Below are 16,402 nucleotides of genomic sequence, written 5' to 3'. Positions count from 1 at the left end.
CCCGGCCCCGCTCCGTAGCGTCGGGATGCGAGCACGAAACGACGACACGGCGGAGGCGGTCGATCCATGGGGTTCCGGAGCAGCAGGCGGCAGCGCGAGAGCGGACAGGCGGCGTACGACACCACGGCCGCCGTCGAACTGCGCGGCGTACGGAGGGAGTACGGGCGCGGCGCCGCGACGGTCCACGCGCTGCGCGGGATCGACCTCAGCCTGCCCCGCGGCAGCTTCACCGCCGTCATGGGCCCCTCAGGCTCCGGCAAGTCCACCTTCCTGCAGTGCGCCGCCGGACTCGACCTGCCCACCGCCGGCTCCGTCCGCCTCGGTGGCACCGAGATCACCGGCATGAACGAGAACGAGCTCACCGAGCTCCGCCGCAGCCGCCTCGGCTTCGTCTTCCAGGCGTTCAACCTGCTGCCCTCCCTCACCGTCGAGCAGAACGTGCTGCTCCCGATGCGGCTCGCCGGAGGCGGCACCTCCGGGCAGGTCCGGGCCCGGGCGGCCGACCTGCTCGCCCGCGTCGGCCTCGACGGCAAGGGCCGCCGCCGCCCCGCCGAACTCTCCGGCGGCCAGCAGCAGCGCGTCGCCATCGCCCGCGCCCTGATCACCCGGCCCGACGTCGTCTTCGCCGACGAGCCCACCGGCGCCCTCGACACCACCACCGCCGCCGAGGTCCTCGGCCTCCTGCGGGCCGCCGTCGACTCCCTCGGCGCCACCGTCGTCATGGTCACCCACGACCCGGCGGCCGCAGCCCACGCCGACCAGGTGCTCTTCCTCGCCGACGGGCTCATCGCCGACCGGCTCCCGAACAGCTCCGCCGCCACCATCGCCGCGCGGATGACCGCCCTCACCGCACCGGCGTACGCCGGAGCAGCCGCCTGATGCCGCTGCGCCGCCCCAACGGCCTGGCGCGCGCGGCGGTGCACTTCCGTCCCGCCGCGTTCGCCGGCACCTTCGTCGCCCTGCTCCTGACCGTCGCCGTCACCGCCGCCTGCGGGATCCTGCTGGAGACCGGGGTACGGGCCCGCGTGGAGCCCACCCGGTACGCCGCCGCCCCGGTCGTCGTCGCCGCCGACCAGCAGGCCCGCCTGCGGGTGGGCAGCGGGGACGGCGCCTACGAAGCCACCGCCCGCGTCCCCGACCGCGCCCGCCTCGACGCCGCCCTGCTCGACTGCCTCGCCCCGCTGGGACGGTCCGTGCCGGACGTGGTGTTCCCCGTACGGGCGGCCGCCGGGGCCGGGGGCGCCGGCGGGCCCGACATCGAGGCCGGCGGGTGGGGAGCCACCGCCTTCACCAGGACCGCGCTCCGTGACGGGCGGGCCCCGCAGGGTTCGGGGGAGGTCGTCGTCGGCCTCGGTGCCGGGCCGCTCGGGACCCGCGGGGAGCGGATCGCCCTGGACACCCCCGCCGGGCTGCGGGACTTCCGGATCGTCGGGCGGGCCGACGGCGCCGGCGTGTGGTTCTCCGACGCCGAGGCCCGCGCCCTGTCCGGACACCCCGACGCCCTCGACGCCGTCGTCCTGCTCGGCCCCGGCGACCCCGAGGCCCTCGCCGCCCGGGCCCGCACCGCCCTCGACGGGCGCGCCCTCGTGCTCACCGGCCCCGCCCGCGCCCTGGACCCGCAGCTCGACGGGGCCAAGGAACTCCTGTCCGGCATCGGCGGCTCCTTCGGCGGCATCGCCACCCTGGTCGCCGTCTTCACCGCCGCCGCAACCGTCGCGCTCTCCGTCGGCCTGCGCTCCCGCGAGTTCGCGCTGCTGCGGGCCCTCGGAGCCACCCCGCGGCAGATCCGCCGCACCGTCGCCACCGAAGCCCTGCTCGTCGCGCCGGCCGCGGGCGCGCTGGGCTGCGTACCCGGCACCGCGCTGGCCGCCTGGTGGTTCGGGCAGCTGAAGGAGAAGGGCGCGATCCCGGCCGGCGTCGACCTCACCGTCTCCTGGATCCCCCTCGCCTCGGCCGTCGCCCTCGGCCTCGCCACCGCCCTGCTCGCCGGCCTGGCCGCCGCCCGCCGCCCCGCCCGGATCCGCCCCGGCCTGGCCCTCGCCGCCGCCGCGGTGGAACGCCTGCGCCCCGGGTGGATCCGTACGCCCCTCGGGCTCGCCGCACTCGCCGGCGGCACCGCCTGCGCCGGCCTCGCCGCCACCGGCACCGGAGAGGACGCCGCCAACGCCGCGCTGGGCGTCGTCATGCTGTTCATGCTCGCCGTGGCCCTGCTCGGCCCGCTGATCGCCCGCGCCTGCACCGCCGTCCTCGGCCTCCCGCTGCGCGCCGGCGGCGCCCCCGGGGCCCTGGCCGCCGCCAACTCCCGCACCCACGCCCGCCGGCTCGCCTCCGCGATCACCCCCATCGTGCTCGCCACGGCCTTCTCCTCGACCCTGGTCTTCCTGCACACGAGCGAGGAGCGGGCCGTGCGGCAGCAGCAGGAGACCGGCCTGCTCGCCGACCACGTGGTCCCCGGCCCGGGCTCCTCGGCCGGGGCGGGATCCGGGGTCCCGGTCACCCGTACCGCGGTCCTCGCCGAAGTCGGCTCCGGCGGCGACCGCCGCCTGGAGACCGCATCGGCACAGGGCGTCCCCTCCGGCGCCGACCTCGCCACCGTCCAGGACCTCGGCGTACGCGAGGGCAGCCTCGCCCGCCTGCGCCCCGGCACCGTCGCACTGGACCGCACCCTCGCCGAGGCCGCCCGGGCCTCCGTCGGCGACCGCATCGCCCTGCGGCTGCCCGACGGGACACCGGCCGCCCCCGAGGTCGTCGCCGTCTACACCCGCGGCCTCGGCCTCGGCCAGGTCACCCTGCCGGCCGCGGACCTCGCCGGCCGCACCACCGCCGGGCGCCCGACGGAACTCCTGGTCCGCGGCCCGGCCCCGGCCGCCGCAGCGGGCGCCGCGATCCCGGCCGCGCAGTGGACCGCCCGGCAGAGCCAGGACCGGGAGCTGGGCGCCTGGGCCAACACCACCATGGCGGCCGTCCTCGGCGGCTTCGCGGCCGTCGCCGCCGCCAACACCCTGGTCATGACCGTCCTCGACCGCCGCCGCGAGCTGCGGATGCTGCGCCTCGTCGGCTCCACCCGCCGCCAGGTGCTGCGCATGCTGCGCTGGGAGGCCCTGCTCATCGGCGGCGCGGGCACCGCCCTCGGCACCGCGATCGCCCTGGCCACCCTGAACCCGCTGACCAGGGCGGTCACCGGAGCGCCCCCGCACATCCCCCCGCTGCTCTACGCCTCCATCGCGGCGGCCGTGCTGGGCCTCGGACTGGCCGCGACGCTGATCCCGGGCCGCTGGGCCCTGCGCACCGCGGCCCGGCCCTGACGGCCGTGCCCGGGGACCCGGCCGCCCCGGCCGCCGTCAGTCGAAGCGGATGTGCCGGACGCCGACCAGCGCGCGCCGCAGCCGCCCGCGCAGCGCGCCGTCGGTGTCCGGGGCCGCCTGCAGCCCCGACAGCTCCGCGACCCGGCCCGCGACCTGCGACACCGTCAGGCGGTCGGTGACCAAGTGGTCGGCGAACTCCGGCAACCGCAGCGCCTCCAGGCAGCCGTCCAGCCGGGACACCGCGAAGCTCTCCCGCTTCAGCCCCCGCCCGAGACCTCGCTCCCGCAGTCGGCGCAGTACGGTCTCCCGCTCGGCCAGCAGCGCGAAGTGCCGTACGTCGTGGCCCGCCCCGCGCAGCCGCCCCACGGTCTCGTCCAGGTAGCGCGGCTCGGTGACCGTCATCGGCACCAGCACCGGCCCCGGATGCCGCCGCGCGGCCAGGTCCAGCACCTCGAACACGCCCTGCCGCCACGCCGACAGGTCCTGGAAGTCCCCCCGCAGCTGCTCCGGAAGCATCCGGTGCAGCCCGAAGCCCACGTGCTCCGGATCGCACACGACACTGCCCGGCAGCCGCCGGTGCAGCTCGTACGCGGTCTGCGTCTTCCCGCCCCCGAAGGGCCCGTTGAGCCAGACGATCACCGGTCCACCGCCGACCAGGCGCTGATGCCCAGCCTGCCGGTGTTGCCGAGGTCCACCGGGGCCGTCAGCTCCGCGGTCACCCGGGGCGCGCCCGGCTTGGGCGTCACCTCCACCGCCCAGCCCTCGACGGCGGGCACGTCGAACTCGGTCACGGTGTTGCGCCACAGCATCCCGAAGGACGCCTCCTGCCCCGGCTGGAGCGTCACCCGCTCGGCAGGCGCGTCCATGCTCGGCACGCCCGTGGTGATGTCGGCCGAGCCGTGCTTCACCTCCGCCTCCACCGGCGCCCGCTTCCTGTCCAGCAGCCTGATCTGCGGATGGCCCTCGAGCTCGTACGGCGCGGTCCCGCAGTTGACCAGCCGTACGCTCGCGATCCGCAGGCCCATCGCGGCGTCCCCGCCCCCTTCGACCACCCGTACCCCGCCCTCGGGGCACGCCGGTGCCGACGGCGTCACCGCGGTCGGTCCGCCGGTGGTCTTCGGGGACTGCGGCTGCTCCCGGCCCGGGCCGCCCGGCCGGGTCTCCCGACTGCTCGGCCCCGGTGCGGCCGCCGGGGCGGGCGGTGTGCTGCACCCCGCCAGCGCAGCCATGGCGGCCGCGGCCCCAATGAGTCCTGCTGTCCTGCGTATTGCACCCATCCACCGACCGTACGACACCCCCTGGGCACCACCACGACCCCGCAGCCCGCCCGGCGTGGCGCCGACGCCCGGGCCGCGCAACCGCCGGGCCCGCGCCCCCCGCCGGTCCGCGACTACCCCGGCGATGCCGTGCCGCTGGCCGGGCCGGCCGCACGCACACCCGGGCGGGGCCGTACCGTCGCCGTGCCGCGCCGACGGGGCTGCGGACGCCCGCGGGGCCGTGCCGTTGGCCGCGCGCCGGCGGGACGCGACACAGACAGCGCCGTGCCGTTGCCGGGCGGTGCCCGCGGGCCGCAGACTCCGCGGGCCCGTGCCGTTGCCGGGCCGCGTCGGCGGCGCGCCGACCCTGGCGGAGGCCGTGCCGTTGGCCGGGCGTCGGCTTCGGCAGCGCCGTGTCGTTGTCGGGCGGTGCCGGCGGGCCGCAGACTCCGCGGGCCCATGCCGTTGCCGCGTCGGCGGCGCGCCGACCCTGGCGGAGGCCGTGCCGTTGGCCGGGCGTCGGCTTCGGCAGCGCCGTGCCGTTGCCGGGCGGTGCCCGCGGGCCGCAGACCCGCGGGCCCGTGCCGTTGCCGGGCCGCGTCGGCGGCGCGCCGACCCTGGCGGAGGCCGTGCCGTTGGCGTCGGCTTCGGCAGCGCCGTGTCGTTGTCGGGCGGGGTGCCGGCGGGCCGCAGACTCCGCGGGCCCATGCCGTTGCCGCGTCGGCGGCGCGCCGACCCCGGGGGAGGCCGTGCCGTTGGCTTGGCCGGCGGCCTGCAGGCTCCGGGGGTCGTGCTGTCAGCGGGCGGTGCCAACGGTGCGCTGCCCCCGGCGGGGCCGTTGCCGTGCCGCGTGCCGCGTGCCGCGTGCCGCGTGCCGCGTGCCGCGTGCCGCGTGCCGGCGGGGCGGCGGGGCGGCGATCCTGGGCGGGGCCGTGCCGCCGTCGACCCCGGCCGGGCCGCCGCAGGCCGCCGTGGACCGGCCACTTTCGCCGGATTGGCCGGTCCGCCGCGGCCGCCCGGCCCCTACCGTGCCGCGCATGGACCGCACCCTAGCCGCCGACCTCGCCCGTCTCCCCGAGCTCCTCGAGACCACCCGCCGCGCCGCCGCCGACGCCCTCGCAGCCCTCGACGCGCGTCCCGTCGTACCGCCGCCCCCGGCGCAGCCGCCGGTCCCCGAGCCGCTCCCGGACCGCGCCGCCGGCACCGAGGCCGCCCTCGACGCCTTCGCCCGGCGCTGGGCGCCCCGCCTGTCGGCCTCGGCCGGCCCCCGCTACCTCGGCTTCGTCACCGGCGGCGCCACCCCGGCCGCCCTCGCCGGCGACTGGCTGACCTCCGCCCACGACCAGAACTCCAACTCCGCCCTCGACGGCGCCGGCCAGGAGCTGGAGCGCGAGACCGTCGGCTGGCTCCGCGAGCTGTTCGGCCTCGGCGCCGCGCACAGCGGCGCGTTCGTCAGCGGCGCGACCCAGTCCAACACCACCGGCCTCGCCATCGCCCGCGAATGGCTCGGCGAACGCCTCGGGGTCTCCCCGGCCGAGGACGGGGCCGCCGCCCTCGGACCCGTCCGCGTGCTCTCCGGCGCCCCGCACTCCTCCATCGCCAAGGCCCTGTCCGTCCTCGGCATCGGCCGCGCCGGCCTCGTACCGGTGCCCACCCTGCCCGGGCGCGAGGCCGTCGACCCCGCCGCCCTCGACCGCGCCCTCGCCGACACCCCCGGCCCCGCCGTCGTCGTCGCCAACGCCGGCACCGTCAACACCGTCGACTTCGACGACCTGCGCGCCGTCGCCGCCCTCAAGGACCGCCACGACTTCTGGCTCCACACCGACGCCGCCTTCGGCGCCTTCGCCGCGCTCTCCCCACGCCACTCCCACCTCGTCGACGGGCTCGACGCCTCCGACTCCGTCTGCGTCGACCTCCACAAGTGGCTCAACGTCCCCTACGACAGCGCGGTCCAGTTCACCCGCCGCCCCGACCTCCAGGCCCGCGTGTACCAGAACGCCGCCGCCTACCTCGGCCCCCTGGGGGAGACCCCCGACCTGGTCCACCTCACCCCCGAGAACTCGCACCGGCTGCGCGCCCTGGCCGCCTGGTTCACGCTGCGCGCGTACGGCCGGGAGGGCCACCGCGAGATCGTCGAGCGCGACATCGCCTGCGCCCGGGCCCTCGGCGCGGAACTGGAGCAGGACCCGGCCTTCCGCCTCCTGGCCCCGGTCCGCCTCAACGTCGTCTGCTTCACCCTCGCCGACGACCCGACGCCGGCCCGGCTCACGGCCCTGCGGGAGGCTGCGGCGGCCGAGGTGTTCGTCACGCCGACCGTGTACGCGGGAACTCCCGCCCTGCGCGCGGCGTTCTCCAACTGGCGCACAACGGAGGCCGATGTGCACCGTGCGGCACGGGCGCTGCGCGCGGCGGCGCACCGGACGGCGAAGGGAACCGCATGACAAGTGACCCGCTCACCCTCGCGGAGGTCGAGGCGCTGGCGCGCGCCGCGCACGAGGGGCAGACCGACAAGGCCGGCCGGCCGTACGCGGAGCACCTCGCGGCGGTGGCGGAGGGCGTCCGCGCCCGCGGCGGCAGCGCGGAGCAGCAGGCGGCGGCCTGGCTGCACGACTCCGTCGAGGACGAGGCCCTCAGCCGGGCATGGCTGGATTCCGCCTCTCTCCCGCAGTCGGTGAAGGACATGGTCCTGGCCGTCACCAAGCGCCCGGGGGAGCCGGTCGAGGAGTACGCGGCCCGTATCCTCGCCACCCCGGGAGCCCTGCTGGTCAAGGAGGCGGACCTGGCCCACAACGCCGATCCCGTACGCCTGTCCGTCCTGGACGCGCCCACCCGCGAGCGGCTCACGGCGAAGTACGCCCGCGTGCGCTCCCTCCTGGGCCTGCCCACGCCGTGACGCGCCGGTGGCGGAAAACCGTCGCCGACGGACGCTCAGCGGGCGGATAGCGGGGCCTCGTTGGTGGGAGGATGGTCCATGTGGGGGTGTGCGCGGCCGTGCGCCCCAGGCCGAGCCGGGGACGACCGAAGGTGTGATCAGTAGTGGCCATTTCGCTGTCAGTGGTGGTTCTGTTGGCGGTCATCCTGGTGGTGCTGATCCGCGGCAACCACATCAAGGCCGGCCCGGCGATCGTCGCCGTCCTCTTCGGCTTCTTCCTGGCCTCGAGCTCCATCGCCCCGGACGTCAACCGCTTCCTGAACTCCCTCGCGGACACGATCGCCGGCATCAAGCTCTAGTCCGGCCAGATGCCGTGCGGCACATCGGAGGATAGGCTGAAAACGGCATCAGTACGGCGTAACGGACCGAGTCTCTCCCTCGGCGTCCCGTACGACCCTGCCGCGGGCATCGGAGCCGTCGCGCCTCACCGGCCGTACCGGCACCGTCCCCAAGGCAGGTTGAACGATGAACCGCACACGCCGTCTTGCAGCACTCACGCTCCTCGTGGCCCCCGCGCTCGCGGTGGGCCCCGCCCTTGCCGCGCACGCCGCGACCACCGCAGCCCCCGCCGCCGCGAAGTGCAACGTCGAGGTGGATTCGGCAGGCAAGTACCACCTGTGGGGCGAGGGATTCCCCGCCGGCATGAAAGTGACCTACTCCGGCTCGGCTTCGGGTTCCGTCCCCACCGACAAGACCGGACGCTTCGACGTCGGCGGCCTGAGTGGCAGCACGTACGTAGTCAAGACGGCCGACGGCAAGACCACGGTCCACTGCGTCGAGATCACGCACTGACCCACGCCGCAACGCCGAAGGGCCAGGCGGAGGAAACATCCTCTGACCTGGCCCTTCGCCGTTCAGAGCGGGTGACGGGAATCGAACCCGCGTAGCTAGTTTGGAAGATCGCGTACGCGGATCCCGCCTGACCTACGCGTTCGCTGACCTGCGGCTGAGCCGTACCGGCACCGCCATCCCCGCGATTCCCCCTCCGCCGCTGCCTGATCGGGCACGCAAGGGGCACGGTCCCGGGAGCGGGCTCACTGTTGTGCGAGCAGGACTATCCCGGTGATCGCGCATGCCGGGCCCACCACCGCGAGCACCCACCCCACAAACCTTGCGATGCTGCGTCTCCGCTTCCGTGTCGCAGCATCGGGCGGGGCACCCCATCCGTACGCATCGTGGACGTCCTGTTGCACCTGGTCGCCATACGCCGCCATGACCTCGGCACCGCTCCTGAAGGCCAGGAACCCGCCCACGAGACTCAAGCCCAGACCCCAGAGCAGCAGGAAGACGGCCTCCCCCTGGGCGACATTTCTCGGCCGGCCAGACTCGTGAGCGTGTGCATCGCTACCCCCTCGTGAGGAACGACTGACGTCCACTGGCGGGCGGTATACGCGGTTGCAGCACATCCTGCCGCACCGCAAGATGCCAGCCAGGGAGGGCCGATGGAACGGCATGAGTTGATGCGGTTGCTGGCCGGCGACGACGAGGCATCCAAGGGCGCTCTGGCGGCCCTCGCCGACGGCGCCGAGTACGTCGTGTGGGAAGCCTGTACGAGGCTCTCAGACAGCCATGCAGGGACTTTCGCGACGACTTCGAAGCGTGCGGAGGAAGGGCGCAGAGAACCTGGGGTGGGAACGAGCGCTGGAACTCCTCCGTGAGCGCGCTCAGCCCGTCCGCATCGGGTACATCACAGCCTCCGACATCTCATGGATTTACACGATCTTCCTCACGGAAGACGGTGACGAACTGGTGGCCTGCGCCGGCGCACGCCGGGCTGAGGGGTAGATGTCAGACCGTCCTGACAACCTGCACCCGTGAACATGACATGGGCCGACTTCTGGGCGCTTATAGACACGTTGAACGGTGAGGCCACCCAAGCGGGCTGCCGACGCCTCGCCGAGAAGCTGGGGCGTCGCTCCGTTCACGACATCATCGGCTTCGCCGAGCGTCATGGTGAGGCCCTCTACCGCTTGGACCAGGAGAAGTTCGGCACTCTTCCGGTCGTCGATCTGAGCGACCGGGATGGGCGCCCATTCCCTCAGTCGGCCGACCAGTTCCTGTACGCCCGCTGTGCGGTCGTCGCGGCAGGACAGGCCGTGTGGGAAGGCGTCTTCTTCGACGTCGACAAGTTCGCCCCGTACACCTCCACGGAGTACGACGGCGAGTGGCTGCTGTACGTGCCGGACAAGGCATACGAACTGGCCACTGGCGAGGAATGGGACCGTGCGACGCGGTATTGCTTCGAAAGCTTCTCAAACAGGGACGGTTGGCCGCACCTACAGAGCTGAGGCGAGTCAGCGACCGACAGGGATCTCGTAGACGACCTCGCACAGTGCGGCGGGAATGACGATGTCCGCCGTCTCCACGGGCTGCCCCTGGTCGCTGTAGTACGTCCGCCGGATGTGCGTGACGAGCGCGGCCTTCTGGATCCCGAGGAGCGATGCCTCCTCGGCGGTAGCGTGCCGCGGCTCCGGCTGCTCCACGGCATGGCTGACGGTGATCCCGATCGCGGCCATCCGGTTCACGACGCCAATGCAGGCATGCGGCCCACCCTCCGGCAGCACAACCAGCGTGCCCGCGGTGAGCCCGTACGGCTCCCAACTCGTCGACAACTGCACCGGCCGACCATCAGCGAGGAACTCGTAAACGGTCCGGACGCACAGCTCACCCTCGGCAATCCCGAGCCGCGCCGCGATCTCGCCCGGTGCCGGCACCTTCGCTTCGTCCCGGCTCTCCCAGTTGCCCTGCTTGCCCAAGGCCTGCATGTCCGCCCGGAACGGCGAACCGCCGGGCTGCTCACGCGCCGAGGACCGAACAACCCGCACACGCCGCCGAGGCTCCGCGACATAGGTCCCTGACCCCGCTCGCCCCTCCAGCACGCCCTGCGAGATCAGCAACTCCTGCGCCCGGCGGACCACGTTCTCGCCGACACCGCACTCCTCGGCGATCTGGGCGCGAGACGGCAGCCGATCGCCGGCCGTCCACTCATGCTCCGCGATCCGCTGCCGAAGGACGTCGGCGATACGGAGATAAGGCGGCTGCTCAGGCATGTGGAAAATCTAGTCGTCTCGCACTCCGGTCCCTACTTCTACAGCAGGGCCACCGTCACTTCAGCCGGCGGCGCCTGACGATCTGCTCCACTCAGCTGATCCGGCGACGTGCTCCTCAACGGGTTGGTCTAGCTGCTGCTGCCGACGGCGCTGCTCATTCCGGAAAACTTCAACTCTCTCAACAAGGCGAGCAAGAGCTTCCGGCCGCGTCAAGCCGGAATAGTCACCGATTCCCAACGTCATCGCATTGACCTCCTGCTCGATCAAATCGGCAGTTTGCTGGAGATAAAAACTGCGCTCTCGGAACTTGAAGTACCCCATAAATCCAGCAGCTAGCCCCACACAGAAACTTAGCCCTACCGTGATCCACCTATCGAGCGTCATCTCTCCCGCTTGTAGCGCGGCCACAGTGGTAGTAGAAAGGGACCCGATGATAATTACCGATTGAAGCCGATTGTGAACCTTTCTGTACTTGTCACTTTCATCTTGATACTGGGAGATGTGAGCTGCAATATCAGCCCTGTAGAGACTCTGACTCAACTCGCTAGAAACGGCATTGCCCGCCTCTGTCCACCGCAGATCATCACGGATTCTTTCGAGTGTCGCCTCAGCCTCTTCAAGGCCAGGCATCCCTCGGCGGCGAATCCAAAATTTAAGGCCCAGCCCAGCACTACCAGAAATCGCAGCGAGCACGCCACAAATCAGATCGACTTTCTGAACTACTTCGTTACCCCAAGCCGCTGCCGAAGCCAACGATGCAACCAACACAGAAGTTGCCAGAACCACAAAAAAGACCCAAAACCATCTTTTTGCTCTACGGCGCATGATCAGCATTGACTCTGCTTCGGCAGCCTGCCGCTTGAGAGATCTAGCCAACTGCCTTCCGGCGCCGCTCTGGTCCCCCGACATGCACCCTCCCCGAGCTCTCCTGTGCCAGCGCAGCCAATGTATCGCCTTCGATCGCGCGGAACGCAGGATTCCACTTTGTGGTGCAGCAAGCTTGGTCTGCCTTGCTGTGAGCGGACGCAGCTCAGCTCGCGGGCAGTGGGAAGCCTCGACCTCAGGAGCTCTGCCGACTTGCTTGCTAACCCAAAACCCCTGTCATGACCTGGTCTCCCGCCTAGACTGTGCCCCCTTGACAGAGGCTTGCCGCAGCTGGGCACGTCAGCCCGACTGCTCGCCATCACAGCTGGAGGTCCGGACGATGTACACGGCAGAGATCAGCCGTAGCAACCCAGCCTGTCTAATTTTCCTGGTTGACCGATCCACATCCATGGCAGAGCTAATTGGCGGAGAAGTTCCGCAGCCCAAATCCGAGGTAGTCGCCGACTCCATCAACCGTCTCCTTTTCGAGCTTACGGTCAAGTGCGCCAAGGAAAGTGGTGTTCGGGACTATTTTCAGGTGGCAGTCATCGGCTACGGAGGAACTGTAGAGTCCGCGTTCAGCGGCAAACTTACGGACCGTGACCTTGTCCCTCTATCGCAAATCGCAGACAACCCTGCAAGGGTGGACCAGCGGATCAGAAAGGTGCCTGACGGCGCCGGCGGCCTCGTAGACTCGGCGTTCAGTCTTCCTGTTTGGCTGGAGCCAGCGGCAGCCGGCGGGACGCCTATGAACATGGCGCTGCGATATGCAAAGAGCCTGGTAGAGAATTGGGTATCAGAGCACCCTGGCAGCTTCCCGCCGATCGTACTAAACATCACTGATGGGCAATCAACTGATGGTGACCCTGCAGAATCAGGCGCTGAAATCTGCAAGTTGACTACCGCAGACGGTGCGGCGCTTCTATTCAACCTGCATGTGTCTGAATCAGGGGGCCACCCAATGACATTTCCTCACTCCGAGACTGCGCTGCCTGACGATTATTCCCGTCTTCTTTATTCGATGTCGAGCCGGCTCCCGAGCCACATGCGTTCCTATGCAAACTCTCTAGGGTATCGAGTGAACGATGAAACTCGCGGCTTTGTCTACAATGCGGACATCAGCACCATCGTGCAATTCCTCGACATCGGTACACGAACCTCGGATCTCCGGTGACAAAATTCGCGATTTCGCGAACAGCCATCATCCCCAAAAGGGGTAGCACCGCAGATGAGTGTGAGGACTCTGCCTATTGCGTGAACGGACTGTTTGACGATCGTGAGGGCTCCTGGCCCGTCGTGGCAGTAATCTCTGATGGAGCATCTGAGAGCATTCTTGCGCGAACCTGGTCCGACATTATTACTAGGCAGACCGCGAACATAGTCTATGCCGTACCCGAATCCATTTGGGGCCCGGGGGATAATTTCCGAAAGTGCGTCTCTCGGCTTCAAAACAGCTGGGAGGTATGGCTCGCTAGCTACATTAAACAACGCTCTGATTCGTCTAATCCCCTTCGCTGGTACGAAGAAGCAAAGATCGCTCAGGGCTCATTCGCTACTTTCTTGGCGATCTATTTTGAGAAGAGCAACAACTCGTCGACGTTGACCGGCTCCTGGCACGCTGCAGCCTTGGGTGACTCCTGCCTGTTTCACATCCGCGGACAGACCATCCTGTCACATTTTCCAGTCGAATCGTCTAAGGATTTCGGCATAACGCCAAAACTTCTAGGTAGCAGGGCCAGCATCGAGCGGGTTTGTCACTACACGAAATTCACTTATGGGAATTTTAGACATGGTGACGACTTTCTTCTAATGACAGACTCCCTAGCCTCCTGGTTCCTCGACGTAACCGAAAGGGGAAACATTGGTGAGATATCTGCGATTCTGGATAGCATCAGGCAAGCGGACGCAATAGACGGAGGTAACGGGATAGAGGGTTGGCTCACGAATCGAATCGCACGCGGGGATCTCAGGAACGACGATATTGCCCTCATGCACATTCGCATAACAGGATAATGAATGGGAAATCCGCGAGAAATCGCAGTCAATAAGCTTCCGGGTGGGGCTCAATATGTCACGGCCCTGCAAAATCCACAAATTTGCTTCACCCGCCCAACACTGAAAAGTGCGCAGCCGGTCAGGGATGCGATGGGCATGCCTAAGCCCATTTCGGGAAACTCGGCAATTGTACTCTCCCTTGTCTGTGCTGACGGACAGCGTATGGCAGTGAAATGCTTCACGCGCCCCGTGAGTGATCAGGCAACTAGGTATCGCGATGTCACTGAACACTTGAACAAGATTGACAAGGCGACCCTTTCGCAACCCTGGAAGATTGACTTCGAATATATTCCTGATGGCATACTCGTAGAGGGATATCGATACCCAATCCTCGTAATGGAGTGGGCTGAGGGGAAGAGTCTCACAGCGTGGCTGGACGAGCACCACGAAGACCAAGCTGCTGTAGCTGCGTTGGCTTGCAAATTTTTCGACCTAATAGATGATCTACATAATCTTGGGATTGCCCACGGAGATCTGCAGCACGGAAATCTTCTGGTCACTGACGACCTTACTCTACGGCTGGTGGACTATGACGGCATGTTCGTTCCTTTACTCAGTGGGCAGACGAGTAACGAGGTAGGGCATCGAAACTACCAATCACCGAACCGGTCTCTCGAAGATTTCGATCTCAGCGTCGACAATTTTTCTTCGTGGGTTATCTACATTTCACTCATTGCTATCGCGGCAGACCCGGCAATCTGGACACAATTTCACGAGCCCGACGGTGAGTACCTGCTTCTGACGGAGGACGACTTCGAAAATCCGGAAGGATCTGCACATTTTCCAGGGCTGGTCCGTCATGGGAACCTGGAAGTTAGCGAGCTCATGAAATGGCTTGAAGCGCTTTGCGAACTCCCGCTAAATGAGGTTCCGGCGCTAGATGACAGACTCTCTCGCGCCGGCAAGAACGACGATGAATCGAGAGCGGACGGTGACGGGCAGTATCGGAACAACGCGAAAAGCGGAATTCCGGACTGGCTCAATGAGCACATTTCCACACGTGTCATTCAGGAAATCAGCCCTGTCGTTAGATTCGAAGAATGGCGCCTGGAGGAAGGGGCCTTGGCTCTACTTGGATTTCTATCTGTCACTCTCTCACTGGGGACGGCAGCGTTCCTCGCTCCAGGTTTCGGCGTAGCCCTCATAATCTTTCTCCTGCTTTCGGTTACGTTCTTCGTCGGGTCCGCACGCGTGCACTATAAAAGGGCCGAGATTGCAGCTCTGCGAAATGAGCAGCGAAGTTTGGAGCAGCTGCTGGGCTACGCACAGGAGGCAGCATCTAAGTATCTTGCCGCTTCAAAGGAACGCTCGAATATCCTCGCTGAACAGGAACGCATGGTCGAGGTGCACGCTGAACAAAACCAGGAGTTGACTCACCAACTACACTCAAGCCTAGCTCGAATCGAGTCGTGGAGAAATGCTGCCACCGAAGCGATCTATAGTGACTTGAAGTTGATAAAAGACGACTTGCAGAGCGCTCTAGACGGTGCGTTGATGCCTCTCCAGCAACCTTGGGTAGAAGCAGCACTACCCACCTATTTGATCGCGGATGCGCGCCTCAGCACCATCACTTCGAAGGATAAGGGTGCACTCGCGAGAGCAGATATCCTGAGTGCAGCAGATATCGTCGGGGTCAGCCAGACGAAGAGCGGCTCGAATGTTCGAATCTTGACCCGTGACGGCCGGTCGGTCAAGGTTCCCGGGATTGGCTCCGGTAAGGCTTCCGTTTTGAGAAAGTGGCGGCTGCGATGCGAGAATGAAGCTCGCTCGGCGTGCTCGATCCGGCTTCCAGGGGATGAAGAAACACAGATCAGATACAAGTTCAATGATCGCTTCTTGGAAATGACCAACCGGGAAGTCGAGATTAACGAGGAAGTCGAACGTAGGCGGGAGGTTGTCCGCCGCGAAACGATCACCGCACGCACAGCAATGGCCGATCTCCAGCAGGGTGAAATCGCGGAATTGCACGCCCAGTTGACGGTACTTGACAGCCAAATTGCAAGCTTCCGTTCTGTGGCGAACGAAGCTAGCGAAGTCCAGCGTTCGCAGATCGTGTTGGCGAATAAGGTGAGCAGCCTGTCCTACACTCGATACCTCGCTTTTATCTTTCTGCGACGCTAAGACCATGTCCTATGTCGTGAGACGGACGAGCCGCTTGTAGTAGTACAGGGAAGCGGCTAGACCGAGAAAGGGCAGATAATTACGGGGGTGGCGCTCGTAGCGGTGGTTGATTCTGCCGTAGTCGGTCAGCCAGAACATGGACCGTCCGACCACCCACCGGCGGCGCCCGAGCATCTCGGATGAATCGATGCCTTTACGGGCGATGTGGACGCCGATTCGTTCGCCACGTAGCCATTTCCGCAGCTCGGGAATGTCGTAGGCCTTGTCGGCATGAAGGTGCTGGGGTTTGAAGTGACGGCCACGGTGGGGGCGTGTTTCGTGTGGTAACCGAGCACCGTGGGTTTCACGGCCTGGCTGTCGTGGGTGTTGGCCGCCGAGACGCCGACGACCAGGGGCAGTCCGTTCGCGTCCGACAGGTCGTGCAGCTTAGACCCCGCCTTGCCTCGGTCTACGGGGCTTGGGCCTGTGAGTTCACCCCTTTTTTGCCGACACCTGGGCGGAGTCGGAAGACCGCACGTGAAAGGTCGAGGAGGCTGGCGTCGTCGAGCCGGTGCAGGATCTCCTCGCGCAGCCGACCCCATACTCCGGCCCTGGCTGGACCAGATCAGGAACCGGCGATGCGCGGTCGACATCGATATGCCGAAGCACGGCGGCAACCCCGCCAGGCGCGTCCGGACGCCAGCGCGTAGATGATTGCGGCGCGCAGCGTCTCATCAGGCGTGTCCTGCGTTCCGCCACCCGCCGGCCGGACCCTCGACGGTGGGATCAGCGGCTTCGGGATCCCACAGCCCGTCCCGAACAATCCAACTCCACAACCCT

The 16,402-nt window shown here is 68.0% G+C and carries 13 protein-coding genes and 1 pseudogene; 9 read left to right on the top strand and 5 right to left on the bottom strand.

Annotated features, from left to right (window positions below; translation table 11 throughout):
* Positions 1 to 66 precede the first annotated feature (66 nt).
* Together ABZ924_RS16940 and ABZ924_RS16935 are read left to right on the top strand one after the other, a co-directional pair.
* A complete protein-coding gene (locus tag ABZ924_RS16940) occupies positions 67 to 879 on the top strand; it encodes an ABC transporter ATP-binding protein (RefSeq protein ID WP_361909564.1) in 813 nt (270 codons plus the stop codon).
* Positions 879 to 3,305 carry an FtsX-like permease family protein gene (locus tag ABZ924_RS16935; protein ID WP_361909562.1) on the top strand — a complete coding sequence of 809 codons (2,427 nt, stop codon included), beginning with the start codon at positions 879 to 881 and terminating at the stop codon, positions 3,303 to 3,305. The genes ABZ924_RS16940 and ABZ924_RS16935 overlap by 1 nt, the downstream gene beginning before the upstream one ends.
* 36 nt (positions 3,306 to 3,341) lie before the next feature.
* On the opposite strand, the gene ABZ924_RS16930 is transcribed toward ABZ924_RS16935, so the two are convergent.
* On the bottom strand, positions 3,342 to 3,944 hold the full coding sequence (locus ABZ924_RS16930) for an AAA family ATPase (RefSeq protein ID WP_361909559.1): 603 nt from the start codon (positions 3,942 to 3,944) through the stop codon (positions 3,342 to 3,344).
* Positions 3,941 to 4,582, bottom strand: a complete 642-nt coding sequence (locus tag ABZ924_RS16925) for a DUF4232 domain-containing protein (protein ID WP_361909556.1) — start codon at positions 4,580 to 4,582, stop codon at positions 3,941 to 3,943. Before ABZ924_RS16925 ends, ABZ924_RS16930 begins: the two co-directional genes overlap by 4 nt.
* Before the next feature lie 1,016 nt (positions 4,583 to 5,598).
* Between ABZ924_RS16925 and ABZ924_RS16920 the strand changes: the two genes are divergently transcribed.
* From ABZ924_RS16920 to ABZ924_RS16900, 5 genes are all read left to right on the top strand, one after another.
* A complete protein-coding gene (locus ABZ924_RS16920) occupies positions 5,599 to 7,002 on the top strand; it encodes a pyridoxal-dependent decarboxylase (protein ID WP_361909553.1) in 1,404 nt (467 codons plus the stop codon).
* Complete coding sequence (locus tag ABZ924_RS16915; protein ID WP_361909551.1) at positions 6,999 to 7,454, top strand: HD domain-containing protein; 456 nt, start codon at positions 6,999 to 7,001, stop codon at positions 7,452 to 7,454. The genes ABZ924_RS16920 and ABZ924_RS16915 overlap by 4 nt, the downstream gene beginning before the upstream one ends.
* Positions 7,455 to 7,597: 143 nt before the next feature.
* Positions 7,598 to 7,792 carry a hypothetical protein gene (locus ABZ924_RS16910; protein WP_030159386.1) on the top strand — a complete coding sequence of 65 codons (195 nt, stop codon included), beginning with the start codon at positions 7,598 to 7,600 and terminating at the stop codon, positions 7,790 to 7,792.
* Positions 7,793 to 7,958: 166 nt separating this feature from the next.
* Entirely contained in the window at positions 7,959 to 8,285 is a 327-nt protein-coding gene (locus ABZ924_RS16905) for a hypothetical protein (protein WP_361909548.1), read from the top strand.
* A 1,028-nt stretch (positions 8,286 to 9,313) separates the two neighbouring features.
* A complete protein-coding gene (locus ABZ924_RS16900) occupies positions 9,314 to 9,781 on the top strand; it encodes a DUF4240 domain-containing protein (protein ID WP_361909601.1) in 468 nt (155 codons plus the stop codon).
* A gap of 6 nt (positions 9,782 to 9,787) precedes the next feature.
* Here the strand turns inward: ABZ924_RS16900 and ABZ924_RS16895 are convergent, their stop codons facing one another.
* Both ABZ924_RS16895 and ABZ924_RS16890 read right to left on the bottom strand, forming a co-directional pair.
* Positions 9,788 to 10,543 carry a GntR family transcriptional regulator gene (locus ABZ924_RS16895; protein ID WP_361909545.1) on the bottom strand — a complete coding sequence of 252 codons (756 nt, stop codon included), beginning with the start codon at positions 10,541 to 10,543 and terminating at the stop codon, positions 9,788 to 9,790.
* 60 nt (positions 10,544 to 10,603) lie between these two features.
* Entirely contained in the window at positions 10,604 to 11,377 is a 774-nt protein-coding gene (locus tag ABZ924_RS16890; protein WP_361909542.1) for a DUF4231 domain-containing protein, read from the bottom strand.
* Between the two features lie 370 nt (positions 11,378 to 11,747).
* Between ABZ924_RS16890 and ABZ924_RS16885 the strand changes: the two genes are divergently transcribed.
* Both ABZ924_RS16885 and ABZ924_RS16880 read left to right on the top strand, forming a co-directional pair.
* Positions 11,748 to 12,581, top strand: a complete 834-nt coding sequence (locus tag ABZ924_RS16885; RefSeq protein WP_361909539.1) for a vWA domain-containing protein — start codon at positions 11,748 to 11,750, stop codon at positions 12,579 to 12,581.
* Positions 12,582 to 13,423: 842 nt separating this feature from the next.
* Positions 13,424 to 15,583 carry an AarF/UbiB family protein gene (locus ABZ924_RS16880; protein ID WP_361909535.1) on the top strand — a complete coding sequence of 720 codons (2,160 nt, stop codon included), beginning with the start codon at positions 13,424 to 13,426 and terminating at the stop codon, positions 15,581 to 15,583.
* 9 nt (positions 15,584 to 15,592) lie between these two features.
* Here the strand turns inward: ABZ924_RS16880 and ABZ924_RS16875 are convergent.
* Positions 15,593 to 16,398: pseudogene (locus ABZ924_RS16875) on the bottom strand (IS5 family transposase).
* Positions 16,399 to 16,402 lie beyond the last annotated feature (4 nt).

The organism is Streptomyces sp. NPDC046876 (assembly GCF_040645035.1).
In the GTDB taxonomy this organism is placed as follows: Bacteria; Actinomycetota; Actinomycetes; order Streptomycetales; family Streptomycetaceae; genus Streptomyces.
This window is presented reverse-complemented; position numbering and strand designations above follow the sequence as displayed.